At 66.8% G+C, this 23,844-nt stretch carries 23 protein-coding genes; 13 read left to right on the top strand and 10 right to left on the bottom strand.

The features are described from left to right. The first annotated feature begins 2 nt into the window (after positions 1-2). From tsaE to QNI11_RS21745, 7 genes are all read left to right on the top strand, one after another. A complete protein-coding gene (gene tsaE / locus QNI11_RS21775; protein WP_283981743.1) occupies positions 3-1,466 on the top strand; it encodes a tRNA (adenosine(37)-N6)-threonylcarbamoyltransferase complex ATPase subunit type 1 TsaE in 1,464 nt (487 codons plus the stop codon). Next, positions 1,451-2,128 (top strand): nucleotidyltransferase family protein, encoded by a 678-nt coding sequence (locus QNI11_RS21770; RefSeq protein ID WP_283981741.1) that lies wholly within the window; start codon positions 1,451-1,453, stop codon positions 2,126-2,128. Before tsaE ends, QNI11_RS21770 begins: the two co-directional genes overlap by 16 nt. Beyond that, complete coding sequence (gene addB, locus QNI11_RS21765) at positions 2,121-5,057, top strand: double-strand break repair protein AddB (protein WP_283981740.1); 2,937 nt, start codon at positions 2,121-2,123, stop codon at positions 5,055-5,057. Before QNI11_RS21770 ends, addB begins: the two co-directional genes overlap by 8 nt. Continuing rightward, a complete protein-coding gene (addA, locus tag QNI11_RS21760; RefSeq protein WP_283981739.1) occupies positions 5,054-8,425 on the top strand; it encodes a double-strand break repair helicase AddA in 3,372 nt (1,123 codons plus the stop codon). Before addB ends, addA begins: the two co-directional genes overlap by 4 nt. Before the next feature lie 77 nt (positions 8,426-8,502). Further along, the gene (gene trxA / locus QNI11_RS21755) at positions 8,503-8,823 is read left to right on the top strand and encodes a thioredoxin (protein WP_005864060.1); all 321 of its coding nucleotides are present in this window, start codon (positions 8,503-8,505) and stop codon (positions 8,821-8,823) included. Between the two features lie 113 nt (positions 8,824-8,936). Next, entirely contained in the window at positions 8,937-9,398 is a 462-nt protein-coding gene (locus QNI11_RS21750; protein WP_283981738.1) for a hypothetical protein, read from the top strand. Next, positions 9,395-9,853: a hypothetical protein gene (locus tag QNI11_RS21745; RefSeq protein WP_283981737.1), complete on the top strand. Its 459-nt coding sequence runs from the start codon at positions 9,395-9,397 to the stop codon at positions 9,851-9,853. The genes QNI11_RS21750 and QNI11_RS21745 overlap by 4 nt, the downstream gene beginning before the upstream one ends. Positions 9,854-9,856: 3 nt before the next feature. Here the strand turns inward: QNI11_RS21745 and QNI11_RS21740 are convergent, their stop codons facing one another. Then, a complete protein-coding gene (locus QNI11_RS21740) occupies positions 9,857-10,297 on the bottom strand; it encodes a MarR family winged helix-turn-helix transcriptional regulator (RefSeq protein ID WP_283981736.1) in 441 nt (146 codons plus the stop codon). Positions 10,298-10,406: 109 nt separating this feature from the next. Between QNI11_RS21740 and QNI11_RS21735 the strand changes: the two genes are divergently transcribed. Both QNI11_RS21735 and hslV read left to right on the top strand, forming a co-directional pair. After that, positions 10,407-10,835 carry an organic hydroperoxide resistance protein gene (locus tag QNI11_RS21735; protein ID WP_283981735.1) on the top strand — a complete coding sequence of 143 codons (429 nt, stop codon included), beginning with the start codon at positions 10,407-10,409 and terminating at the stop codon, positions 10,833-10,835. Positions 10,836-10,933: 98 nt separating this feature from the next. Next, positions 10,934-11,485 carry an ATP-dependent protease subunit HslV gene (hslV, locus tag QNI11_RS21730; RefSeq protein WP_100928746.1) on the top strand — a complete coding sequence of 184 codons (552 nt, stop codon included), beginning with the start codon at positions 10,934-10,936 and terminating at the stop codon, positions 11,483-11,485. A gap of 15 nt (positions 11,486-11,500) precedes the next feature. Here hslV and QNI11_RS21725 read toward each other — a convergent pair whose 3' ends face one another. The 3 genes from QNI11_RS21725 to QNI11_RS21715 form a co-directional block, all read right to left on the bottom strand. Continuing rightward, positions 11,501-11,824, bottom strand: coding sequence for a hypothetical protein (locus QNI11_RS21725; RefSeq protein WP_100928745.1), 324 nt, complete (start codon positions 11,822-11,824; stop codon positions 11,501-11,503). 70 nt (positions 11,825-11,894) lie between these two features. Continuing rightward, positions 11,895-12,734, bottom strand: a complete 840-nt coding sequence (locus QNI11_RS21720) for a metallophosphoesterase (RefSeq protein ID WP_283981733.1) — start codon at positions 12,732-12,734, stop codon at positions 11,895-11,897. Continuing rightward, on the bottom strand, positions 12,731-13,678 hold the full coding sequence (locus QNI11_RS21715; protein ID WP_283981732.1) for a diacylglycerol kinase family protein: 948 nt from the start codon (positions 13,676-13,678) through the stop codon (positions 12,731-12,733). The genes QNI11_RS21720 and QNI11_RS21715 overlap by 4 nt, the downstream gene beginning before the upstream one ends. A gap of 134 nt (positions 13,679-13,812) precedes the next feature. Between QNI11_RS21715 and hslU the strand changes: the two genes are divergently transcribed. Continuing rightward, on the top strand, positions 13,813-15,123 hold the full coding sequence (gene hslU / locus QNI11_RS21710) for an ATP-dependent protease ATPase subunit HslU (RefSeq protein ID WP_283981731.1): 1,311 nt from the start codon (positions 13,813-13,815) through the stop codon (positions 15,121-15,123). Between the two features lie 88 nt (positions 15,124-15,211). Here hslU and QNI11_RS21705 read toward each other — a convergent pair whose 3' ends face one another. Genes QNI11_RS21705 through modA form a run of 5 tightly spaced genes read right to left on the bottom strand, consistent with a single transcriptional unit; the run spans position 15,212 to position 19,941 of the window. Continuing rightward, positions 15,212-16,741, bottom strand: coding sequence for a cryptochrome/photolyase family protein (locus QNI11_RS21705; protein WP_283983547.1), 1,530 nt, complete (start codon positions 16,739-16,741; stop codon positions 15,212-15,214). Continuing rightward, a complete protein-coding gene (locus tag QNI11_RS21700) occupies positions 16,735-17,400 on the bottom strand; it encodes an SDR family NAD(P)-dependent oxidoreductase (RefSeq protein ID WP_283981730.1) in 666 nt (221 codons plus the stop codon). Before QNI11_RS21700 ends, QNI11_RS21705 begins: the two co-directional genes overlap by 7 nt. 31 nt (positions 17,401-17,431) lie before the next feature. Further along, the gene (gene modC / locus QNI11_RS21695; RefSeq protein WP_283981729.1) at positions 17,432-18,496 is read right to left on the bottom strand and encodes a molybdenum ABC transporter ATP-binding protein; all 1,065 of its coding nucleotides are present in this window, start codon (positions 18,494-18,496) and stop codon (positions 17,432-17,434) included. Further along, on the bottom strand, positions 18,496-19,185 hold the full coding sequence (gene modB / locus QNI11_RS21690) for a molybdate ABC transporter permease subunit (RefSeq protein ID WP_283981728.1): 690 nt from the start codon (positions 19,183-19,185) through the stop codon (positions 18,496-18,498). Before modB ends, modC begins: the two co-directional genes overlap by 1 nt. A 3-nt stretch (positions 19,186-19,188) precedes the next feature. After that, the gene (gene modA / locus QNI11_RS21685) at positions 19,189-19,941 is read right to left on the bottom strand and encodes a molybdate ABC transporter substrate-binding protein (RefSeq protein WP_283981727.1); all 753 of its coding nucleotides are present in this window, start codon (positions 19,939-19,941) and stop codon (positions 19,189-19,191) included. A gap of 156 nt (positions 19,942-20,097) precedes the next feature. Between modA and cueR the strand changes: the two genes are divergently transcribed. Beyond that, entirely contained in the window at positions 20,098-20,493 is a 396-nt protein-coding gene (cueR, locus tag QNI11_RS21680; RefSeq protein WP_283981724.1) for a Cu(I)-responsive transcriptional regulator, read from the top strand. Between the two features lie 106 nt (positions 20,494-20,599). Here the strand turns inward: cueR and QNI11_RS21675 are convergent, their stop codons facing one another. Then, complete coding sequence (locus tag QNI11_RS21675) at positions 20,600-21,565, bottom strand: sodium-dependent bicarbonate transport family permease (protein ID WP_283981722.1); 966 nt, start codon at positions 21,563-21,565, stop codon at positions 20,600-20,602. Between the two features lie 97 nt (positions 21,566-21,662). On the opposite strand from QNI11_RS21675, the gene QNI11_RS21670 reads away from it, so the two are divergent. Together QNI11_RS21670 and QNI11_RS21665 are read left to right on the top strand one after the other, a co-directional pair. Beyond that, the gene (locus tag QNI11_RS21670; RefSeq protein WP_283981721.1) at positions 21,663-22,574 is read left to right on the top strand and encodes a hydrogen peroxide-inducible genes activator; all 912 of its coding nucleotides are present in this window, start codon (positions 21,663-21,665) and stop codon (positions 22,572-22,574) included. Positions 22,575-22,896: 322 nt separating this feature from the next. Next, positions 22,897-23,805: a pirin family protein gene (locus tag QNI11_RS21665; protein ID WP_283981720.1), complete on the top strand. Its 909-nt coding sequence runs from the start codon at positions 22,897-22,899 to the stop codon at positions 23,803-23,805. Positions 23,806-23,844 lie beyond the last annotated feature (39 nt).

The following is a 23,844-nucleotide window of genomic DNA, read 5'->3' as shown; positions in this document are numbered from 1 at the left end:
CCATGACCGTTCAGGACACCCGAAACCGCAGGCTGACCCTGCCGACGCCCGACGCCACCGAAGCTCTGGCCCGTGTGCTGGGCGCGCGCCTGCGGCCCGGCGACGTGCTGTTGCTGTCCGGCGGGATCGGCGCGGGCAAGACCCATTTCGCACGTGCGCTCGTGCAGTCCCTGCTGGAGACGCCGGAGGACGTGCCCTCCCCCACCTTCACCCTTGTCCAGGAATACGACACCCGCAGCGGTCCTCTCTGGCACGCCGACCTGTACCGGCTGACCGGCCCGCAGGAGATCGTGGAACTCGGTCTGCTGGATGCCTTCGAGGACGCGATCTGCCTTGTCGAATGGCCCGACCGGCTGCAGAACCTCGCCCCGGCCTCGGCGCTGCACCTGACGTTCCGCACCGTCGGCGATGACGACACCCGCACCCTGACGATCGGCTGGAGCGACCCGGAATGGGACGAGCGGCTCAAGACAGCCTGGGCCGGCGCACAGACGGAGGCGCGCGAAAACCCGGTCGATCACTTCCTGGAAGAGGCCGGCTGGGGCGACGCAACCGTGCATCCGATGGCCGGCGATGCGTCCTCCCGCCACTATGCACGGCTGACACGCGGTGACGAAACGGCGATCCTCATGCAGGACCCGCACGGCGATGCCGCCCTCTTTGCGCGGCTGGCCCGCCATCTGAACAGCCTCGGCCTGTCCGCGCCGAAGGTGCTGGCCGAGACCTCGGGGATGCTGCTGCTCGAGGACCTCGGCGACGGGCTGATCGCGACGCTGGCCCGCGACGCCGAAGCGGAGACGTCGCTTTACCTTGCGGCGGTGCGGGCATTGGTACGGCTGCACGGGTACCCGGCGCCCGACTCCCTGCCCGTCGCCACGCCGGAGCACCTCGCCGGTGCCATCGACCTGACGTTCACGCATTACGCGCAGATGGCGGACCTGCTCGCCGAGGCGACGGACACCTTCCTGCCGATCCTGAGGGAATACGCAGCACCCGAGGGTGTGCTTGTCCTGCGCGACTTCCATGCAGAGAACCTGCTGATGCTGCCAGGCCGCTCCGGCGCGGCGCGGGTCGGGCTGCTCGACTTCCAGGATGCGTTGGCGGGGCATCCGGCCTATGACCTCGCCTCGCTTTGCCGGGACGTGCGGCGCGACGTTCAGCCCGCGACCGAAGCCGCCTGCCTGAACGCCTACATCGACGCCACCGGCACCGATCCGCAGGCGTTCCGCGCGGCCTATGCGGTGCTGGGCGTTCAACGCAACCTACGCATCCTCGGGGTCTTTGCGCGGCTTGCGGTGACGCAGGGCAAGACCCGCTACCTGGACTTCCTTCCGCGCTGCTGGTCGCATATCCAGATCCAGTCGCTTCACCCCGCTCTGGAACCGATGCGGCCGATCATCGCCAAACTGCCCGCACCGAACGCGGCCTTTCTTCAGGAACTCCTGGCACGATGCCCGACGCAGTAATGCTGTTCGCCGCCGGATTCGGCACGCGCATGGGCGCGCTGACGAAGGACCGCCCGAAACCGCTGATCGAGGTGGCCGGGCGTGCCTTGCTGGATCATGCGCTGGACCTGGCGCGCGACGTCCCGGTGCGCGTCGTCAACGCGCATTACCACGCGGACCGGATCGAGGCGCATCTTGCCGGTTCCGGCGTCCACGTCAGCGTCGAACTGCCGGACATCCTCGACACCGGCGGCGGGTTGAAACGCGCCCTGCCGCTGCTGGGCGAAGGGCCGGTCTTCACCCTGAACACCGACGCGGTCTGGTCCGGTCCCAACCCGTTGGCGCTGCTGTCCGACGCATGGCAGCCGGAGCGCATGGATGCCCTGCTGCTCTGTGTGCCGCTGGCCCGTGCCGTTGGGCGCAAGGGCGGCGGCGACTTCGCCTTGTCCGGGGACGGAACCCTCACCCGGCCCGGCGACATGGTCTATACCGGCGCACAGATCGTGAAGACCGATGCGCTGCGGGGGATCGGGGAGGACATCTTCTCCATGCACCGCCTGTGGGAGGATGCCGCCGCACGGGGCCGCTTCCACGGCATCGCCTATCCGGGCACATGGTGCGACGTGGGTCATCCCGAGGGCATCGCGCTGGCCGAAGATATGCTGGACCGCGCCAATGCCTGACCTCTTTACCGACGACGCCGCGGGGCCGCGCGTCTTCGCCCTGCCCCCCGGCGTGGATTTCCCTGCCGCCCTGATTGACGGCCTGCGCGCGCGGCTGGACGGCAGCCCGCCAGAGGCCATCGCCCGGGTGGAGCTTTACGTTGCCACGGACCGGATGCGCCGCCGCCTGCGGAGCCTGTTCGACGCCGGGCCCGTCTCCTTTTTGCCGCGCATCCGGCTGCTGACCGACCTGGCCGATCCGCTGACACGCGCCGCCCTGCCTGCGCCGGTATCGCCGCTGCGCCGGAGGCTGGAACTGACGGGCCTCGTCTCTCGCCTGTTGGAAACGCAGCCCGACCTCGCCCCGCGGTCCGCGCTGTTCGACCTGTCCGACAGCCTCGCCACGCTGATGGAGGAGATGCATGTCGAGGGCGTGTCGCCGGAAACGGTTGCCAACCTCGACGTCACCGACCAATCGGGGCACTGGCAGCGGGCGCTGACCTTCTTAAACATCGTGCAGCAGTACTTCGACAAGGACGCGACCCCGGACGCGCAGGCCTTCAACCGCAGGGCGCTGGAACTGCGGCTGGAGGCGTGGGAGGCACAGCCGCCCCGTCATCCGGTCATCATCGCGGGCTCCACAGGGTCGCGCGGCACGACGCATGCACTGATGAAAGCCGTGGCAAAGTTGCCGCAGGGCGCCATCGTCCTGCCGGGCTTCGACACGGACATGCCAGATGCCGTCTGGTCCAAGCTGGAAGATCCGCTGACCAGCGAGGATCATCCGCAATACAGGTTCGCGAAACTGATGCGGGAGCTGGAGATCACAGCGGGGGACGTGCGGCCTTGGACCGATGGGCAGCCGCCCAGTGCGGCGCGGAACCGGGTGATCTCCCTCGCGATGCGCCCGGCACCGGTCACGCACCAGTGGCTCTCCGAAGGTCCGAACCTGCCCGATCTGCCGCAGGCGATGGAGGGTGTCACGCTGCTCGAGGCGAACTCGCAGCGTGAAGAGGCCCTTGCCATCGCGCTGCGGCTGCGGGAGGCGGCGGAGAAAGGGACAACCGCCGCGCTGATCACCCCGGACCGGATGCTGACGCGGCAGGTGACATCCGCGCTCGACCGCTGGAACATCCTGCCTGACGATTCCGCCGGTACGCCCGCGCAGCTGACCCCGCCCGGACGGCTTCTGCGGCTGGTCGCCGAGCTCTTCACCGCACCGTTGACGGCAGAGCTGCTGCTGAGCCTGCTGAAACACCCGCTGACCCACGCCGGACAGGACCGCGGCCCGCATCTGCTGACCACGCGCGAACTGGAACTGCACATCCGCAAGACCGGCCTGCCCTATCCCGATGCCGAAACGCTGACCGCTTGGGCCACGGCCCGGGACTCGGAAAGGTGGGGCGCCTGGGCCGCGACACTCTGCGGCCGCCAACAGACCGGCACCCTGCCGCTGGCAGAGTGGATCGAACGGCATCTCGCGCTGGCGGAGGCGCTGACGGCCGGGCCCGATGGCGATCCCGCGCCGCTCTGGGCCGAGAACGCGGGCCGCAAGCTGCGCGCGCTGACCGAGACCCTGCAGGTCGAGGCGGAGCATGGCACCGACATGACCGCCCGCGACTATGCCGATCTGTTCGGGGCGCTGGTGTCCCGAGAGGAGGTGCGCGACCGCGACGCTCCGCATCCAAAGATCCTGATCTGGGGCACGCTCGAGGCACGCGTGATGGGCGCGGACCTGCTGATCCTCGCCGGGCTGAACGAAGGCGCGTGGCCGGAAAGCCCCGCCGCCGACCCGTGGCTCAACCGCTCCATGCGGGCGCAGGCGGGCCTTCTGCTGCCCGAACGCCGGATCGGCCTGTCCGCGCATGACTTCCAGCAGGCCGCCGCCGCATCGGAGATCTGGCTGACGAGGTCGCTGAAATCCGACGAGGCAGAGACGGTTCCGTCACGCTGGATCAACCGGCTGACCAACCTCCTGAATGGCCTGCCGGATCGCAACGGTCCCAAGGCGCTGGAGGAGATGCGGCAACGTGGTGCGCACTGGACCGCACTGGCCACCGCCGCCGAAACCCCGATCGTGGCGGAGCCGGCGCGCAGGCCCTCGCCCGCACCGCCTGCGAAGACCCGTCCGCAGGAATTGTGGGTCACGTCGATCCGCCGTCTCGTGCGCGACCCCTACGCGATCTACGCCCGCTACATCCTGCGGCTGAAGGCCCTCGATCCGTTGATGCAGGCGCCCGATGCCCTCATGCGCGGCGTCGTGACCCACGAGGTGATCGAGACCTTCATCCGCGAAACCGTGGCCGATCCCGACCGCCTGACGCCCGACCGGCTCATGCAGATCGCCCGGGTCCTGCTGGACGACGTGCCGTTTCCCACCGTTCGCGCACTCTGGCAGGCGCGGGTCGCGCGGTTCGCGCCGTGGTTCTGCGACAGCGAGGCGGACCGCAGGCAAAGGGCCGCCCCGCACCTCGACAACTTCGAGACGGAGGGTGCGGCCGCCATCTCGGCGCTGGGGTTCACGCTCAAGGCTCGGGCCGACCGGATCGACATCGCGCAGGATGCGGGCGTGCATGTCTACGACTACAAGACCGGCGGCGCGCCCTCCGCCAAGGAACAGCTCTATTTCGACAAGCAGCTTCTGCTGGAGTCGGCGATGCTGCAGCAGGGCGCCTTCCCGAACATCGCGCCCCGCTACATCGCCGCAGCCACCTATATACAATTGAAGCCCGGCGACCCGAAGGAGGTCCCCGCGCCGCTGGCCGACAGCCCGCCCGAAAAAACGTGGGAGGAGTTCTGCGCCCTGATCGCCGCCTACATGGACGAGGAGAAGGGCTACACCGCCCGGCGCGCGTTGATGAAGGACACCGACATCGCGGATTACGACCACCTCTCGCGCTTCGGCGAATGGGACGTGACCGATGACGCCGACCTGTTGAGGCTGACATGAGGGACGAGGCGACACAGCGGCAGGTGGATGCCGCGGCCCCCGATGCCTCGACCTGGCTGGCGGCAAACGCGGGGTCCGGCAAGACGCGCGTCCTGACCGACCGTGTGGCGCGGCTGCTGCTGGAAGGCGTGGACCCGTCGCACATCCTCTGCCTGACCTACACGAAGGCCGCCGCGACCGAGATGCAGAACCGCCTGTTCAAGCGGCTGGGCGCCTGGGCCATGCTGCCGGAACCCGAACTGCGCGACGAACTGGCAAGCCTCGGGGTAGAGACGACGCCCTCCCATGCCTTCCTGCAGGAGGCGCGCACCCTCTTTGCCCGCGCCATCGAGACACCGGGCGGCCTGCGCATCCAGACGATCCACAGTTTCTGCGCCTCGCTCCTGCGCCGCTTCCCGCTGGAGGCGCGAGTCTCCCCCCAGTTCCAGGAGATGGAGGACCGTGCCGCCGAACTGCTGCGTGCCGAGATTCTCGACCAGATAGCCTCCGGCCCCGACCGGGGTCTGCTGGAAGGCATCGCGCCCTGGATCTCGGGCGACGATCCCGGCAAGCTGCTGGCCGCGCTCAGTGCACGGCGAGATGTCTTCGTCGATCCGCCCGCTCCTGATGCCATCCGTGCCGCCTATGGGCTGAAGCCGGACGACAGCGAAGACACCCTTCTGGCGTCGGTCTTCCTCGGCAACGAGACGGATCTCGCCGCCGCGCTGGTTCCGCATTTCAAGGCGGGCGGCAAGACCGAGCAGGGTCTGGTGCCCTTGCTGCAGTCGATCAAGGGCCACGACGCTCAGGCCCTTGCCGCGCTGAAGCAGATCTGCCTGACGCAGGGCGGCACGATCCGAAAGAGCTTTCCGACGAAGACCACCCGCAAGAACGCCCCCGAGTTGTGCGAGGCCTACGACCAGCTTGCCGCCCGCGTCGAAGGGGCGCTCGAGACGGAGAAGGCCCTGACCGCCGCCGACCGCGACATTGCCCTGACCGCCTTCGCCGCGCGCTTCGTGCCCGCCTACGAAGAGGCGAAGATGCGGCGCGGGTGGCTCGATTTCGATGACCTCATCACCCGCGCCCGCGACCTTTTGTCGGACGAACGTGTGGCGGACTGGGTGCTCTACCGGCTGGACGGCGGCATCGACCACATCCTTGTCGACGAGGCGCAGGACACCTCGCCCGTGCAGTGGGACGTGATCGAACGGCTGGCGCGCGAATTCACGTCGGGCGAAGGCGCGCGGGAGACGCGGCGCACCATCTTTGTCGTCGGTGACAAGAAGCAGTCGATCTATTCCTTCCAGGGCGCCGACCCGTCCGAGTTCGACCGGATGCGCGAGGACTTCCGCGAACGGCTGATGAACACGGATGCGCCGCTGAACGCGATGGTGCTCGAATACAGCTTCCGGTCCGCAGAACCGATCCTGCGGGTGGTGGACAGCACCTTCGACGGGGCCGATGCCTCCGGCTTCAGCCCGGACCAGAAGCACCGCGCGTTCAAGTCGGAGATGCCGGGGCGGGTCGACCTATGGCCCGTCGTGGACAAGACCAAAGATGACGAGGACGGGCCGTGGCACCAGCCGCTGGACCGCAAGGGGGCGCGGCACCACACCGTCATCCTCGCCCAGCGGATCGCCCGCTTCATCCGCCAGACCATCGACGCCGGGACGCCCTTGCCGGAAGAGAACGGCCACAGCGGCACATACCGTGCACGGCCCGTTCATGCGGGGGATTTCCTGATCCTCGTCCGCCGCCGGTCGCAGCTGTTCAAGGAGATCATCCGCGCCTGCAAGCAGGAGGCCCTGCCGATCGCGGGCGCCGACCGGCTGAAGGTCATGGCCGAACTCGCGGTGCGGGACATCATCGCGCTTCTGTCCTTCCTCGAAACGCCCGAGGATTCGCTGTCCCTTGCCACCGCGCTCCGCTCGCCGCTGTTCGGCCTGTCGGAACAGGATCTCTTCACGCTCGCCCACCGGCGCACGACGAAATATCTCTGGCCGACGCTTCGGGACAGCGACGCGCATCCGGCTGTTCTGGCCGTCCTGAACGACCTGCGCGGCCAGACCGACTTCCTGCGCCCCTATGACCTGATCGAGCGCATCCTGACCCGCCACAAGGGCCGCCGCCTGCTGATCGGACGGCTGGGCCAAGAGGCGGAGGACGGGATCAACGCGCTCCTCCAGCAGGCACTGGCCTACGAGCAGACCGCCGTGCCGACACTGACCGGCTTCCTGCAATGGGCACAGTCGGACGACCTGCAGATCAAGCGGGCGCCGGACAGCGCGGGCGAAACCCTGCGGGTCATGACGGTGCACGGGGCGAAGGGCCTCGAGGCGCCCATCGTTATCCTGCCCGACTGCGCGGCGCCCGACACCTCGATCAAGGCAGAGCTCCTGTCGGACCCGGACGGTGTGATCTGGAAGCAGACCTCCAACGCGCAGCCGCCGCGCCAGCAGGCCGCCGTCGAGGCCGCGAAGGTGAAGGAAGCACAGGAACGCGACCGCCTGCTCTACGTCGCCCTGACCCGTGCCGAGAAGTGGCTGATCGTGGCTGCCGCGGGCGATGGCACCGACAAGCCGGAGGCGTGGTACGACAAGGTGCGGCGCGGAATGACGGAGTCGGGCGCCGTGCAAAAAGCCTTCGATTTCGGCGGCCTCGGGTCCGGCGAGGGCCTGACACTCGGAACCGACTGGTCACATCTTGAGATGACGGCCCCGGAACCCCGGTCGGTCGACGCGGTCGTGATGCCCGATCATCTCCTGCGGCCCATCGCACCGCCGGAGGAGCTGCCGAAGACCCGGTCCCCGTCCGACCTTGGCGGCGCAAAGGCATTGGGCGGTGCAGAGGGCGACACCGAAGAGGTAGCGACCGCCCGGGGCACCGCACTGCACGCGTTCCTCGAAGTTCTCGCCCCCTTGCTACCGGAAGATCGCCGCTCGGCTGGGGAAAGCCTTGTCCAACAATACGCCGGCCACCCGGAGACCATCCTGATCCGCGAGCAGCTTCCGCAGATCATGGACGAGGCGCTGAGGGTTCTGGAAAACCCCGCCTTCGCCGGTTTCTTCGGACCCGACTCGCTGGCGGAGGTGCCGATCACTGCCGACCTCGGACCGCTGGGCCGTATTCACGGTATCATTGACCGGTTGATCGTGGCGCATGACCGGGTTGTCGCCATCGACTACAAGACCAACCGCACGACCCCCGCGACGCCAGAGGAAACGCCAGACGGCCTGCTGCGGCAGGTGGCGGTCTATCACGCCGCGCTCGCTCAACTTTATCCGGATCGGGAGATCGAAACCGGGCTGTTGTGGACGGCAACCAACCACTACATGCCGATCCCGCACGAACTTGTGACACAAGCCCTCGCCCGCGCGACAGCATCTTGACGCTGCCTGAGTCGCTGCCTACCTTCCTGCACCTGACCGGGCTGCCCTGCCCGCCTCCCAACCCACAGGAGATTCCCATGGCCACCGTCGCCGTATCCGACACCACCTTCGACGCCGAAGTGAAGAATTCCGACATCCCCGTTGTCGTCGATTTCTGGGCCGAATGGTGCGGTCCCTGCAAGCAGATCGGCCCGGCCCTGGAAGAGCTTTCCGAAGAGTTCGACGGCAAGGTGAAGGTCGTGAAGGTCGACGTTGACCAGAACCCGAACACCGCCGCCGCCATGGGCGTGCGCGGCATTCCGGCGCTCTTCATCTTCAAGGACGGCGCGCCGATTTCGAACCGCGCCGGCGCAGCGCCGAAGGCCGCGCTGAAATCCTGGATCGAAGATTCCATCTGATCGGAACCGGTTCTATCTGGTTTGAAAGGCCCCCTCGCGGGGCCTTTTTCCGTTCATGGACTTGGCGCAACAATCATTTCTGGTCAGACTTCGGGAAAAACCGGAGGGACAAGATGATCTGGCTCGCCATCAAGCGCGGCGTCGGGCTTGCGGTATTCCTTGCGCTGGCGGGGATCGCCGCGCTGTTCGCCGGGACCGCGCAGTCGAATGATGCCGCACGGTTCGCCGGCGCCCGCACCATCGACGCCACAGTGACCCGGCTGGACAAATCGCAGCGCCAGCAGGGCGGGTCCACCAGCACCACCTTCCGCGTCTTCGTCTCCACCCCGACCGGCCCGCACCTCGAGGACGTCTCGGGGCGGTTCTTCAATACGCTGAGCGAAGGGCAGACCGTGGCGCTGCACGTGGTCGATGGCAGCGACGGGCCGGAATACCTGCTTGACCCCGGCCGCCTTCGGTCATCCGCAACATGGGCGCTGATCCTCGGGCCGCTGCTCCTGCTCGCGGCGCTTGCGCTGAGCACCTATGCCATACGCACCGCGCGGGCCGAACGACGCGGGGCCGTCGGGCCATGAGCCAGGCAAAGAAGCCGTGGGAGCTGCTGTTCGCGGTGCCGGTTCTTGCGCTGGTTCTGGGCGCGATCCTATGGACCTCCTTCGACCGCAGATCCGCCTTCACCAGCGACGGGATCAAGGGTGAGGCGTCACTGGTCGGCCGCTACACCCGGAGCCTCTCCCAAAGCCATCCGAAGCCGCCCGTGACACACTATTATGCCGTGGTCCGTTTCCAACATGGCGGGTCAGAGATCGAGGCGGATGCCGAGGTGTCCCATGGTTTCTACCGCAACATCGAGGCGGGGCGGGTCGTGCCCGTCACATACCTGCGCGACGACCCGGAAACCGTGCGGATCGACGAGCGGTTCGAGACGTCAAAGCTGATCCAGTTCGCCCTGATCGCACTGTTCCTTGCCGGCTGTGCCGTTGTCCCGTTCGTCTTTGGCTGGTGGAAACGGCGGCGAACGCTGGTCTGACGGTCAGGCGTCACCGGTGCCCGTGCGCAGGCGCTGCGTCAGGTCCCGGATCTCTCCCTGGAGGCGGCGGAGCGTCTCGACGTCCATCCCGGTCTTTTCGAGGATACACGCCGGGATATGCGCTGCACGCGCCTGAAGGGCGCGGCCTGCGTCGGTCAGGTCCACCTGAAGCTGCCGTTCGTCTTCCGGGTTGCGGCGGCGGACGATCAGGCCGGCCGTTTCGAGACGCTTCAGCAAGGGCGTCAGCGTGCTCGACTCCAGCTGCACCTCGCGCCCGATACCGCTGACGCTCGGCGGATTCTCCGCGGTCCAGAGCGCGCTCATCACGAGGTACTGGGGATAGGTCAGGCCGATCTCCTCCAGCAGCGGGCGATAGGCCTGCTGCATGGCGTGCGTCGCGGAATAGAGCGAGAAACAGAACATGTCGTGAGGGGCGAGTGTCATCCCCTGAAATTAAGTCGTGCGCGATACATTGGCAAGCGATTGACAGAGGGTCGTCCCGGCCATATATATCGTGCACGATTTAATCGCACGCGACTGAAAGGAATCACAGATGACTGTCGATACGAAGTACTGGACCGAAGCCCATGCCACCGGCGGCGGCCGCAACGGTGTCGCCTCTCTCAAGTCGGGCATGCTGACCGTCACCATGACCAGCCCGAAAGAGCTTGGCGGCTCCGGCGCGGGTCACAACCCCGAAGAGCTTTTCGCCCTTGGCTACGCGGCCTGCTATCTAGGCGCGATGCGGTTCGCGGCACAAAGCGAGAAACTGGGCACCGTCCCCGACGACGCCACGGTGAACGCGCACGTGGGCATCGGCCCGCGCTCTGACGGAGGGTTCGGCCTGAAGGTGAAACTGGTTGTGTCGATGCCGGGCGTGGACAAGGACGTGGCCGAGAAAATCGCCGAGCGCGGCCACTTCATCTGCCCGTATTCCAACGCGACGAAGGGCAACATCGAGGTCGAGACCGAGGTCGCCTGACCGGCCATTTGACATGGCGGGGTGCCGCACAGGCGCCCCGCCCCCCTTGCCGGGGCCGTCGATGGGGACCATATGGAGGCCAATCAAAGGAGGCCTTCATGAGCAACGATTTTCCCGGCTGGCACGGCACCACCATCATCGGCGTCCGCAAGGGCGGCAAGGTCGTCGTGGCCGGTGACGGGCAGGTTTCGCTGGGCCAGACCGTGATCAAGGGTACGGCCCGGAAGGTGCGTCGCCTTGCACCTGGCGGCAGGGAAGTGGTGGCCGGATTCGCCGGATCGACCGCGGACGCCTTTACCCTGCTCGAACGGCTGGAAAAGAAGCTGGAGGCAACGCCCGGTCAGCTTCAGCGCGCCTCTGTCGAACTGGCAAAGGACTGGCGCACGGACAAGTACCTGTCGAAGCTGGAAGCCATGCTGATCGTCACCGACGGCACCGACCTTTTCGTGATCACCGGCGCAGGCGACGTTCTGGAACCCGAACATGACGTGGCCGCCATCGGGTCGGGCGGCAACTACGCCCTCGCCGCGGCGCGGGCCATGATGGATACCGACAAGGACGCCGAGACCGTCGCGCGCGAGGCCATGTCCATCGCCGCGGACATCTGTGTCTACACGAACGGGAACCTGACGGTCGAAACCATCGAGTGATCCGTTGCCGCGCGGTCAGCGGATGACGATTTCGACATTGTTCTCGACGGTGAAGATGACGTCGCAATAGCCGTAGCTGTTCTCGGCAATCCAAACATGCCGCCGGAAGGTCTGCTGCACGTGGCGGCCGTTCGGCGGGATCTCGGCGTAGAAGACCGGGGTGCCGTTGAAATCGATCCAGTAGAGACGCGCGCTGCGGTCGCCGACCGCATTCGTCACGACCAGCTCGCGGTTCTCTTCGCTGGCTTCCGACCGCAGGTTGCCCCAGTCGCAGGCGTTCTGTGCCTCGGCCGTTCCGCAAAGCGCCACCAAGGCCAACGCCATACATATAGCTTTCATGTGTCGATTCCCCCGTTCCCTCACGGCTCAGCTTACGCCGGTCCGGGGAACGGGCCACGGGAAAAGCGTGCTACCGAACAGACCGCGCGCGGCGGATGTGGTGCGCAGGCGCAATCGAGGGGGCGTTGTCGTGGCGCTCCCACTCCCCGTTGTTGCGGAAGAAGTGGGCGCGCGACACGGGGGCAAAGGCCAGGTCCTCGGCGCCCCAGCTTTCGACTGTTACGCTCCGATGGTCGATTTCCAGCAGGTTGAAGGTGTTCACCTCGCCGCGCATGCGGCTGGAGAGGCTGGTGCCTGCCTGGACGAAAAGCAGTTGCGGCCAGGCCCGAAACGGCGCGATGACCGTGTTGTGCAGGTGCCCGGACAGCACCACCTGCGCCCCGCTTTCGGCAAACGCCTTGAGCGCCCGCCCGGCCCCGCGCATCAGCCGCTTGTCGACCTCCGGCCCGTGCTGAAGAGGGTGGTGCAGCATGACGATACGCGCGCGGTCGGGCGCGTCGGAGAACTGCTGGCAGGCGCGCTTGATCCGCTTTTCCGACAGCCGCCCCCTCTGCCACGAAAACCGGTTGACGGTGTTCACACCGACCAGTGTCATCGCGTCGTCCTGATAGACGGGTTCCAGATCGCGCGACACCGCGGCCCGGTAACGCTTCCACGGGGTCAGCAGCCGGATCCAGAATTCGTCGAGTGGTGTGTCGTGATTGCCGGGCACGGCGATCCACGGGACGGACAGCTTGTCGAGGAAGGCCTGCGCGCGGTCGAACTGGGACACGCGGGCGCGCTGGGTGAAATCCCCGGAAATGGCCACCAGGTCGGGCGCCAGCCGATCCACCGTTTCCAAGAGCGGCTCTTCGAGGTCCGCGCGGTCCTTTCCGTAGTGCAGGTCTGACAGGTGCAGCACACGCCTCATGCGGGCTTCTCCGGGATGAGCAGGCGCAACGGGCGCTCGGACATGCCGAATTCCAGCGGCGCGCTCATGCGCTTCTTCTCTCCGTCGTAGGCCAGCAGCACGCGGCGCTTGCCTTCCACGTCCAGCTTCAACCGTTCTCCGGCAAAGAGGTCATAGTCGACGCCCTCTTCCACCGTGCCGAGGGCTAGTCGCGTGATGCGCCGGAAAAGCTCCAGCCGGGTGCGGGCGTTGACGAGCAAGACGGCAAACCCGCCCTCGCGGATGATGTCGGTGCCCTCCAGCCCGAACCGTTCGAGCTGGAACGAGGACCGCGCGACAAAGACAAGGGCGGTGCGGTAGCGGCCGCCGTCCCCGTCGACTTCCAGCCTCACGCGCATGGGTTTGCGGAAGCGGATGAAGGTCTTGATGACGGACCAATGCGCCATGATCCTGCGGCGTCCCCAGCGGCGATAGACGCTTTCGCGGACCTTCAGGATCGAGGGATAGATCCCGACGCTGGCGTTGTTCAGGAAGACCTGGCCGTTCACCGTACCGATGTGACGCTCGACCACCTGACCGGCGGCAAGCTGTCTGCTCGCCTCGACCGGATCGGTACTGAGCCCCAGCCCGCGGGCGAAATAGTTGAACGTGCCAAGCGGCAGCACCCCGAAGGCGACATCGGTGCCGACGAAGGCCCCGGCCACGGCCATGGCGGTGCCATCGCCGCCCGCGGCGACCACGAGGGAGGGCTTGCGCGCCTTCACCTTCTCGATCGCCTCCATCAGGCCCTTGCCGCCGCTGAAGGAGACGATTTCGCCACCCAGCGTCTCGGCCGCGGCCTCGACCGCGTTGCGGTCCCGCGAGTTGCGGCCCGACTTGCGGTTCGTGATGACACAGACCGGGCCGTCGCCGAACGCTGGCGCGCCCAGATCGCCTGGAACGGCGTCGGTATCTTCTATGGGCATGAAACCTTGATCCGGCATGGCTGGGGTGTCTCCGATCCTTAGATCCAACACGTCGGATCACACGGCGGTTCCTTCAAGGGTTGGATTTTCCGCCCCAGAGGTTATCTCAGCCGCAACGTATCGGAAGGACACTCATGACCGACCTCACACCCCGTGAAATCGTTTCCGAACTGGACCGGTTCATCATCGGCCAGCAGGAAGCCAAGCGCGCCGTCGCGGTGGCGCTGCGCAATCGCTGGCGGCGCAAGCAGCTGAGCGACGACCTGCGCGACGAAGTCTATCCGAAGAACATCCTGATGATCGGCCCCACCGGCGTCGGCAAGACGGAGATCTCGCGCAGGCTGGCCAAGCTGGCGCGCGCGCCCTTCATCAAGGTCGAGGCGACCAAGTTTACCGAGGTGGGCTATGTCGGCCGCGACGTTGAACAGATCATCCGTGACCTCGTGGACACCGCGATCATCGACACCCGCGACCACATGCGGGAGGACGTGAAGGCCCGCGCCCATGCCGCCGCCGAGGAACGCGTGATCGAAGCGATTGCCGGGAAGGATGCGCGCTCGGCCACCCGCGAGATGTTCCGCAAGAAGCTGAAGAGCGGCGAGCTGGACGAGACGGTGATCGAACTGGACGTGGCCGACACGTCCTCGCCCTTCCCGATGATGGACATCCCCGGCCAGCCGGGAGCGGGCCAGATGGGGATGATGAACCTTGGCGACATCTTCGGCAAAGCCTTTGCCGGGCGGACCACACGCAAGAGCATGACGGTCGCCGAAAGCTACGACCTGCTGATCACCGAGGAAGCGGACAAGCTGCTGGACGACGAGACGGTGAAGGCTGCCGCGCTGGAATCGGTGGAGCAGAACGGGATCGTCTTCCTCGACGAGATCGACAAGGTTTGTGCCCGCCAGGAGGCGCGCGGCGGCGACGTGTCCCGCGAAGGCGTGCAGCGCGACCTGCTGCCGCTGATCGAGGGCACCACGGTGTCGACCAAGCACGGGCCGGTGAAGACCGACCACATCCTCTTCATCGCCTCCGGCGCGTTCCACATCGCGAAGCCGTCGGACCTCTTGCCGGAACTGCAGGGCCGCCTGCCGATCCGCGTGAACCTGAAGGCGCTGACCGAAGGCGATTTCGTGCGCATTCTGACGGAAACCGACAACGCGCTGACCCGCCAGTACACCGCGCTGATGGCGACCGAGGAGGTTGCCGTCTCCTTCACGCAGGAAGGGATCGAGGCGCTGGCGCGCATCGCGGCGGAGGTCAACGGGTCGGTCGAGAACATCGGCGCCCGGCGGCTTTACACCGTGATGGAGCGGGTGTTCGAGGAACTGAGTTTTGCCGCGCCGGACAAGGCGGGCGAGGCGGTGACCGTCGATGCCGATTTCGTGGAGGCACAGCTGGGCGACCTGACCCGGTCGACGGACCTGAGCCGCTACGTCCTGTAGCAAGTATCGCCCCGGCTGGCGCCGGGCCGATCCGCGGGGGCATTGCCCCCGCACCCCCAAGGTATTTGGACCAAGATGAAGGGGCGGGTCAGACGACCTCCCCTTCGTCGAGTTTCTTCAACGTGCGTTCGGCGGCGCGCAGGATGGCGTGACGCTTTTCCTCGTCCATCCTGTCCCAGCTACGGTACATGTTGGCCATGCGGCCGTTTTCCTCGAACCGTTTGCGATGGCGGTCGAGGAAGTGCCAGTAGAGCGTGTTAAAGGGGCAGGCGCCGTCCTCTCCGGACTTTGCATTCACGTCGTAGGCGCAGTGCCTGCAGTGGTCGGACATCCTGTTGATGTAGTTGCCTGACGACACGTAGGGTTTGGAGGCGATGATGCCGCCGTCGGCGAACTGGCTCATCCCGACGGTGTTCGGGGCTTCGACCCATTCGAAGGCATCGATGTAGACGCTCAGATACCATTCGTGCACCTGATGCGGGTCGATCCCGGCCAGAAGGGCGAAGTTGCCGGTCACCATCAGGCGCTGGATGTGGTGGGCGTAGGCGTCGTCCCGGGTCTGCGCGACCGCCGCTTCGACGCAGCGCATCTTCGTTTCGCCGCCCCAGTAGAGCCACGGCAGGTCGCGCTTGTGGCCCAGCTCGTTGCGGGAAGGGTAGTCCGGCCCTTCGTGGAAGTAGATGCCACGGACGTATTCGCGCCAGCCGATGATCTGGCGGATGAAACCCTCGGCGGCGTTGATCGGCACGTCCCCGGCTCGCCATGCGTCTTCCGCGGCCTTGCAGACCTCCAGAGGATCGAGCAGGCCGATGTTGATGTAGGCGGAGAGGTGAGAGTGCCACAGGTAGCGCTCCCCCTCCATCATCGCATCCTGGTAATCGCCGAACTTCGGCAGGGCGTGTTTGACGAAATGCGCCAGCGCCCGGCGGGCCTGTCCGGTGTCGGTGGCGAAGGTGAAGGGGCGGAGCGTGCCGAAGTTGTCTGCGAAGCGGGCCTCGACCAAGTCGAGCACCTCTTCGACTGTCTCGTCGGGCGTGAACTGCATGGGCGCGGTGTCGACCTCGCCGGTGGCGGGTTTGCGGTTGTCGTGGTCGTAGTTCCACTTGTCGCCGGCGGGTCGATCGCCATCCATCATCAGGCCGGTCTTGCGCCGCATCTCGCGATAGAAATACTCCATCCGCAGCGCCTTGCGCCCCTTGGCCCAGTCCTCGAAGTCCTTGTGGGAGGCGGCGAAGCGGTCGTCCTCAAGCTGAGTGACCTTGAGTGGCGTGTCGTCCAGCACGGCGATCAGCCGCCATTCGCCGGGTTCTGTCGCCAGCACCTCCCGCGCGCCGTACTGGTCGGCGCGGCGCAAGAGCTCACCGGGGATGCTGCCGGTGTTGTCGGTGTCGTCGAGCTCGGAATAGGCGACGTCCCAGCCGTCGTCCCTTAGGCGGGCGGCGAACTTGCGCATGGCGGCGAAAATCAGGGCGATCTTCTTGGGATGGTGGCCGACATAGGCCGTCTCGTCCGCGACCTCGGCCATGACGACCACGTCCCTGTCCTTGTCGGCCTTGCGGAGCGCGGCGACGGTTTCGGTCAGCTGGTCGCCCAGGACAAGGACGAGGCGGGTCACCAGGGGATCTCCTTCCCGGCATAGTCGAGGAACCGCCCGCTGTCGGCAGGCGTCAGGCTGTCGATCACCGTCAACAGGTTGCGGGCGGCCTCGTCTGGCGGAACGGTCGGGTGGCGGTCCTGATAATCGGCGGTGAATCGGGTGGCGACAGTGCCCGGGTGCAGGCAGACGACGCAGAGCTTGCGGTGCCTGCGGCCAAGCTCGATCGCCGCGCCGTGGACAAGCTGGTTGAGCCCGGCCTTGGCGGCACGGTAAGCGTACCACCCGCCAAGACCGTTGTCGCCGATGGAGCCGACGCGCGCCGACAGAACCGCGACGGTCGCGGGACGGTCGCGGGGGATCAGGCGGCGGGCGTGTTTCAGCACCAGCGCGGGGCCGATGGCGTTCAGCGCGAATTGGTCGGCCAGCCCGCGCGCGGTCAGGGCATCCAGCGACTTTTCCGGTGCGTGGCCGTCGATCTCCAGCGCGCCGGTGGCGACGAAGATCAGGTCGAAGGGCGTATCGAACCGGTTCAGCGCCTCCGCGACGGAGGTTTCGTCGGTGATGTCCAGACCGTCACCCGAGCGCGAGAGCCCGGCGACGGAGACTCCACGCGAGTCGAGCGCCGCGCAGATTGCGCTGCCGATGCCGCCGCTTGCGCCGATGACCAATGCGTTTTCCATGCGGTCCGAGCTAGCGGGCCATGGTGACGCTTCAACCCTGCCCGATGTCCTGACGTGCGATGGCGACCGTCTTCACGACGGCATGGCAGGCGACGCCGGGCGCCAGTTGCAGCGCCTCCGCAGAGCGGCGCGTGACCCGTGCCAGCAAACGACCGGCGGGGGTGTCGACGACGACGAGGGTGCCCGGACCGTCCCCGGCACGCAGGCTGACCACGGTGCCGGGCAGGATGTTGAGCGCCGAAAGACCCTCCGGGCGCCCGCGGGACAGGATGACCTCCTGCGCGGCGATGCGGATACGGGTCCGGGTCCCGGGCGCTGCATCGGTGCGGGGCAGGAACAGCGCCACCCCGCCAGCGTCGAGTTCGGTCAGCCCGTCCTCGTGGTGTCGGGCGACCGTCGCTTCGAGCACTGCGCCGACGCCACGGATGCCCGCGGGCACCACGTCCGGGTCGCCCAGCACGTCGGCGGGTGTGCCCTGCCGTGTCACCTTGCCCTCGTCGAGGACGACAACCGTCGTTGCGAGGCGGGCGACCTCGGCAGGGGAATGCGTCACGTAGAGGATCGGGCAGCGGGCCTCGTCCCGCAGACGTTCGAAGTAGGGCAGGATCTCGGCCTTGCGCGGCTCGTCGAGGGCGGCCAGCGGTTCGTCGGCGAGGATCAGTTGCGGATCGCTCAGAAGCGCACGGCCGATGGCGACCCTTTGCTGCTCTCCCCCCGACAAGGCGCGGGGGCGGCGGTCGAGCAGGTCGCCGATCCCCAGCATCTCGACCACCCGCGACAGGTTCGGCGCCTTCCGCCGGGAATACAGAAGGTTCTGGCGGACGGTGAGGTGGGGGAACAGGCGGCCTTCCTGGAAGATCACGCCGAGGCCGCGCTTGTGCGGCGGCAGCCAGATGCCCTTCGCCGTGTCGCAGAGAGTCCGGTCGTGCAGGGTCACGCGCCCCTCATCCGGACGGAGCAGTCCGGCGGTGGCCTTCAGGATCGTGCTCTTGCCTGAGCCGGAGCGCCCGAACAGGACCGTCACCCCGGCGGGCGCGGTGAACTGCGCGTCCAGTTGGAAGCGGTCGAAGGCGTGTTTCAGGTGCAGGTAAAGCATCACGCGCCCACCCGCGCCGCGACCCGGCGGGATGCCCATTCCGACACCAGAAGCGCGCCCATCGCCACGATGATCGACACCACCACGAGCCGCAGGGCAGAGGCTTCGCCGCCCGGGATCTGCAGGAAGGCGTAGATGGCGGACGGCAGGGTCTGGGTCTGTCCGGGGATGTTCGAGACAAAGGTGATCGTCGCGCCGAATTCACCCATCGCCTTGGCGAAGGCGAGGATCGCCCCGGTCAGCAGGCCCGGCAGCATGAGGGGCACCGTCACCGTGACGAAGACCCGGACCCCCGATGCGCCAAGCGTTGCTGCCGCCTCTTCCAGCCGGGGGTCGATGGCCTCGATCGACAGGCGCATGGCGCGGACCATCAGCGGAAATCCCATGATCGCCGCTGCCAGCGCCGCGCCGGTCCAGCGGAAGGCGATGCCGAGTCCGATGGCTTCGAGGAACCCGCCGACCGGGGCCCTTGGCCCGAAGGTCAGAAGCAGGAGGTAACCGGTCACGACCGGCGGCAGGATCAGTGGCAGATGCACCAGCCCGTTGAGGATCTGCTTGCCGGGGAACGTCCAGCGCGCCAGGGCGTAGGCGGTCAGCAACCCGAACGGCAGGGAGGCAACGACCGCCCAGAAGGAGACCTTGACCGACAGGGCCACGGCGCTCCATTCCTCCGGTCCGAGCCAGTCCATCCGTTACTCCGCGATGATCGTGAAGCCGTGCCGCAGGAAGATGTCCTGCGCCGGTCCCGTTTCGAGGAAGGACAGGAACGGCAGGGCGTCCTGCTGTTTGTCCACCATCGACGCGGCGGGGTAGAGGATCGGCGGATGGCTGTCCCGCGGGAACGCCGCTTTCACGTAGACGCGCGGTTCGGCCTGCGCGTCGGTGCGGTAGACGACGCCGAGCGGCGCCGCCCCCACAGCGACGAGGGCCAACGCGGCGCGGACGTTGTCGGCCTGCGCGACCTGCCCTGCGACGCTGTCCCAAAGTCCCAGATATTCCAGCGCCGCCTTGCCGTAGATGCCCGCGGGCACCGCATCGACAAGCGCCATGGCCAGTTTGCCGCCGTCCAGCCAGCCGGCCAGATCGCTGTCGGGCGTGAGCTCTGCGACCGGCCCTTCGACCCCGGCCACCAGCACCAGCGAGTTTCCCAGCAGGTCGCGGCGGGTGCCGGGCGCCAGCAACCCGTCCTCTTCCAGCACGTCCATCCAGGCGGTGTTGGCGGAGATAAAGACGTCCGCGGGCGCACCCTGCTGGATCTGGCGCGCAAGGGCGGACGATCCGGCGTAGGAGATCACCGGGTCGTCCCCTGTTTCATCACGGTAGAGGTCCGCCACCTCGTCGAGCGCATCACGCAGACTTGCCGCGGCGAATACGGTGATCTCGCGCGCTGCGGCGGGCGCGGCGAGCGACAGGCATATCAGAAGGGGCAAAAGCAAACGTGTCATCCCGCGTTTCTCGCACGCGACCGGCACCGTAGCCAGTTGAAAAGCCGTGAAGGCAGGCGCGACCATTGGGCAATGCGTGGCAGCCTGTGGCGGTCAAGCCGAAGTGACTTTACCTTCCACAAGCTGGAAGGTTTAATGACGGAAAGGAGACCCGCCATGAACATCGGACAGGCAGCCAAGGCCACAGGGCTTACCGTCAAGACCGTGCGCTACTACGAGGATCTCGGGCTGGTGAAGGCAGATCGGGCCGAAAACGGCTATCGGGATTTCTCCGATACCGCGGTGGATCGGCTGCGGATCCTGGCGCAGGCCCGGCATCTGGGGTTTGGCCTGGAAGAATGCCGCCGCCTGCTGGACCTGAACGCCGACCCGACCCGCGCCAGCCGTGACGTGCGCACATTGGCGATGCGGAACCTCGACACGGTCCGCGACAAGATCAGCCAGTTGAAGACGCTCGAGGCGGAGCTTCAGACCCTCATCAGCCAATGCCATGGCGACGATGACCCGGATTGCGCCATTCTCGACGGGTTGTCGGCCCGCGCCACGGCCTGATCCGTCTGCCGCCTGCGGGATGTCCTGATCATCACGACCCTGCCCCGGCTGGGCGCGGACCGGCATGACCGATCCACACACAGGGTCGGCCTGTTGACCACCACACTCACACCAGCTCTGCCAGCCACAGGTAGAGCGGCAGGCCGAGGATGATGTTGAACGGGAAGGTCACGCCCAGCGACAGCGTCAGGTAGATGCCCGCTTCGGCCTGCGGCAGGGCGATCTTCATCGCCGCGGGGACCGCGATGTAGGAAGCCGAGGCAGACAGGACCATCAGCAGGAAGAGGCTGCCGGTCTGCAATCCGATCACCGTTCCCACCCCCATGGCCAAAACCGCGCCGATCACCGGCATCAGCAGTCCGAAGGCGAAGAGCCCCGCGCTCAGCAGATGCCGGTTCCGCAACAGGCTGCGTCCCGCCGTCAGGCCCATGTCCAGAAGGAAGAGGCAGAGGATGCCGGTGAAGGGGGTGACGACGAAGGGGGCGATCATCTCCATCCCCCGGTCCTGTGTCAGCGCGCCGATCAGGAACGCCCCGGCAAGCAACACGATGGACCCGTTGGCGAAGAGGTCGCGCATGGGCACCCTGCCGGTGGACCCCTGTTGCCCGAAACGGTGCGCGATCCAGAGCGCCGAGAGGATCGCGGGCACTTCCATCGTGGCGGCGACAGCGACCATGTAGCCATCGGCCGCGACGCCGGCGAGTTGCAGCAGGCTGGAGGCCGCGACAAACGTCACGATGGAGATCGACCCGTAGTGCCCGGCGACGGCAGCGGCGTTCAGCGCATTCAGGCGCGTCATGCTGCGCAGCAGGCCGTAGGCGATGAAGGGGATCGCGAAGGACAACAGCAGCCCTGCGCACAGCGCCACGAAGACATCGCTGTTCAGGCCATTGTCCGCAAGGCTGTGACCGCCTTTGAACCCGATGGCCAGCAGGAGGTAGATGGACATGAACTTGGCCGCACCTTCGGGGATGGACAGGTCGCTGCGGACCACGGCGGCCACGAGCCCAAGGACGAAGAAGAGGATTGTCGGCACCATCAGGTTGCCGACGAGGCTGTCGAATATCTGCATCGGTCGAAACTCCGGGAAGGGTTTCGGCCCTGTTGCCCGGATTTCTGGCATAGCTTAAATACAAATGGATGATCAGTTGAATAGCTTGGAGCTATGAATGCGGCCGACCCTGCGCCAGATGGAATACATCGTTGCCGTGCACCAGCTTGGCAGTTTCGGGCTGGCCGCCGAAAAGCTGCATGTCAGCCAGCCAAGCCTGTCCAATCAGGTCGCGGCGGTCGAAACCGACATGGGCGTCCGGCTGTTCGACCGCGGGCGCGCCGGGGCGCGGACAACGGCACGGGGACTGGAGTTCGTGACCCGTGCCCGCCGTATCCTGTCGGAGGTCGAGGCGCTGCGCAGCACGATGCTGTCGGACCTGCCCTTCGGAGGGCGGCTCCGGCTGGGCGTGCTGCCCTCCATCGGGCCCTACCTGTTGCCTCAGGCGATGAAGGCGCTGCACGAAGACGAACCCGAACTGCGCGTGATCGTGCGCGAGGAAAACACCCTCAGCCTTGATGAGGGGCTGCGAAATGGCCGGTTCGATGCGGTCATTTCCACGCCCGAGGATCACCCCAACACCTTCCAGCGGCCGCTTTTCGTCGAACCGCTGTGGGTCGCTGTCGCGCAGGATCATCCGCTGGCCGGGCGCAGCCGGATCGGGGCGGCGGACCTTGCCGGCCAGCGGCTTCTGACGCTGGACACCGGCCACAGGCTGGCGCGGATCGTCTATGGCATCGCGGGCGCCAGCGGGGCGACGGTCTCGGACGACTACGAGGGGACGAGCCTCGATTCCATCGTGCTGATGGCTGCCACCGGCGCAGGCATCGGCATCCTTCCGGACCTCTTCGCCCGGCGGCAGGGCATCCACCGGAGCGAGGTCCGGGTCATGCCATTGGAGATGCCGGATGCGGACCGCACGATCAGCCTTATGGTGCCGGTGGATCGGTCCGAGGGTCTGGCCGATCACATGGCGGGCATCCTGCGCGGCGCGGCCGAGACGCTTGATCTGGCGGTGGTGCGTGGCTGAACCGTGGCAGGGGCCCAGGCGAGGCCATCTTCGCAGTGAGCCTCCTATTTACGCACATCGCAACGGCGCCGGTTCTCCGACCTGTGGACTTACCGCGACGAACAGGCAAGGAACTGAATGCCTCTCAAACATTGGGTTTGCGGCGCGCACGCTCCTCGAGAATGCGCTGTCCCGTGCTTGGCGGCACCCAAAAGGCGCGCCCCATCTCCTCACGCATAATCTCCGGTTTCTGCGCGCCTGCGCACAGACGGTACGGGTTCTTCACCAATTCCAATTCATCGCGAAGGTCCCACATTGAGTGCAATGGCAAACGGAGCGTCCCATGACCTTTAGACCTGTCTCGGCTACCACCAAAGCGCAGCCCGCCATCGAAGGCGCCGGCGTCCATCTGCATCGTGTCTTCGGCTTCGGTGACCCGTCGCTGACAGACCCGTTCCTGATGATGGACGACTTCCGCAACGACGATCCGCGGCTCTATTCGAAGGGTTTTCCCTGGCATCCGCATCGCGGCATCGAAACCATCACCTACGTGCTCGACGGCGAGGTCGAGCATTCGGATTCGCTTGGCAACAAGGGCCGCCTCGGCGCCGGGAGCGTCCAGTGGATGACCGCCGGATCCGGGATCGTGCACCAGGAAATGCCCTTCGGCAACGCCAAGGGCCAGATGCACGGGTTCCAGCTTTGGGCAAACCTGCCGTCTTCGCTGAAGATGACGGCGCCGCGCTATCAGGACATCACCGGCAGCGACATCCCCATCGAGGGCGATGACGACGGCACAACGGTCAAGGTCATCATCGGCTCGTTCTGGGGCAAGACCGGCCCGGTCGACGGGATCGCGGCCAACCCCATGCTGCTCGACGTGTCGATCCCCGCAGGCCGCCGCAAGGTTCTGCCGGTCGATACCCGCTCCAACGCCCTGGCCTACGTTTTTGCCGGCTCCGGGACCTTCCGCGACGCCAGCGATCCGGTGGGCATCAAGGTCGAAAAGGAGTACCGCGGGCAGGAACTGAACATCCGCGACATGACCGGCAACCGCACGCTGGTCCGGTTCGGCTCGGGCGACGAGATCACCGTTCAGGCGGGCGACGAAGGCATCCGCTTCCTGCTGATGACCGGGCGCCCGATCCAGGAACCCGTCGCCTGGCACGGCCCCATCGTCATGAACACGCAGGACGAACTGCGGCAGGCTTTCAAGGAACTGAACAACGGCACGTTCATCAGGAACGCTTGACCGCGCCGGCAACCGCCTAAGTCCAACTCAAAGGAAGGA

Source organism: Sagittula sp. MA-2 (genome assembly GCF_030126985.1).
In the GTDB taxonomy this organism is placed as follows: domain Bacteria; phylum Pseudomonadota; class Alphaproteobacteria; order Rhodobacterales; family Rhodobacteraceae; genus Sagittula.
This window is presented reverse-complemented; position numbering and strand designations above follow the sequence as displayed.

Bases quoted from the DNA above. Each gene is read 5' to 3' on its own strand.
- tsaE (WP_283981743.1), top strand. From the start codon at position 3: ATGACCGTTCAGGACACCCGAAACCGCAGGCTGACCCTGCCGACGCCC.
- QNI11_RS21735 (WP_283981735.1), top strand. From the start codon at position 10,407: ATGACTGTCGATACGAAGTACTGGACCGAAGCCCATGCCACCGGCGGC.
- QNI11_RS21670 (WP_283981721.1), top strand. From the start codon at position 21,663: ATGCGGCCGACCCTGCGCCAGATGGAATACATCGTTGCCGTGCACCAG.
- modB (WP_283981728.1), bottom strand. From the start codon at position 19,185: ATGGACTGGCTCGGACCGGAGGAATGGAGCGCCGTGGCCCTGTCGGTC.
- modA (WP_283981727.1), bottom strand. From the start codon at position 19,941: ATGACACGTTTGCTTTTGCCCCTTCTGATATGCCTGTCGCTCGCCGCG.
- addA (WP_283981739.1), top strand. From the start codon at position 5,054: ATGAGGGACGAGGCGACACAGCGGCAGGTGGATGCCGCGGCCCCCGAT.
- QNI11_RS21725 (WP_100928745.1), bottom strand. From the start codon at position 11,824: ATGAAAGCTATATGTATGGCGTTGGCCTTGGTGGCGCTTTGCGGAACG.
- QNI11_RS21675 (WP_283981722.1), bottom strand. From the start codon at position 21,565: ATGCAGATATTCGACAGCCTCGTCGGCAACCTGATGGTGCCGACAATC.
- QNI11_RS21665 (WP_283981720.1), top strand. From the start codon at position 22,897: ATGACCTTTAGACCTGTCTCGGCTACCACCAAAGCGCAGCCCGCCATC.
- hslU (WP_283981731.1), top strand. From the start codon at position 13,813: ATGACCGACCTCACACCCCGTGAAATCGTTTCCGAACTGGACCGGTTC.
- QNI11_RS21740 (WP_283981736.1), bottom strand. From the start codon at position 10,297: ATGACACTCGCCCCTCACGACATGTTCTGTTTCTCGCTCTATTCCGCG.
- QNI11_RS21715 (WP_283981732.1), bottom strand. From the start codon at position 13,678: ATGCCCATAGAAGATACCGACGCCGTTCCAGGCGATCTGGGCGCGCCA.
- hslV (WP_100928746.1), top strand. From the start codon at position 10,934: ATGAGCAACGATTTTCCCGGCTGGCACGGCACCACCATCATCGGCGTC.
- QNI11_RS21700 (WP_283981730.1), bottom strand. From the start codon at position 17,400: ATGGAAAACGCATTGGTCATCGGCGCAAGCGGCGGCATCGGCAGCGCA.
- QNI11_RS21720 (WP_283981733.1), bottom strand. From the start codon at position 12,734: ATGAGGCGTGTGCTGCACCTGTCAGACCTGCACTACGGAAAGGACCGC.
- QNI11_RS21750 (WP_283981738.1), top strand. From the start codon at position 8,937: ATGATCTGGCTCGCCATCAAGCGCGGCGTCGGGCTTGCGGTATTCCTT.
- cueR (WP_283981724.1), top strand. From the start codon at position 20,098: ATGAACATCGGACAGGCAGCCAAGGCCACAGGGCTTACCGTCAAGACC.
- trxA (WP_005864060.1), top strand. From the start codon at position 8,503: ATGGCCACCGTCGCCGTATCCGACACCACCTTCGACGCCGAAGTGAAG.
- QNI11_RS21770 (WP_283981741.1), top strand. From the start codon at position 1,451: ATGCCCGACGCAGTAATGCTGTTCGCCGCCGGATTCGGCACGCGCATG.
- modC (WP_283981729.1), bottom strand. From the start codon at position 18,496: ATGCTTTACCTGCACCTGAAACACGCCTTCGACCGCTTCCAACTGGAC.
- QNI11_RS21745 (WP_283981737.1), top strand. From the start codon at position 9,395: ATGAGCCAGGCAAAGAAGCCGTGGGAGCTGCTGTTCGCGGTGCCGGTT.
- addB (WP_283981740.1), top strand. From the start codon at position 2,121: ATGCCTGACCTCTTTACCGACGACGCCGCGGGGCCGCGCGTCTTCGCC.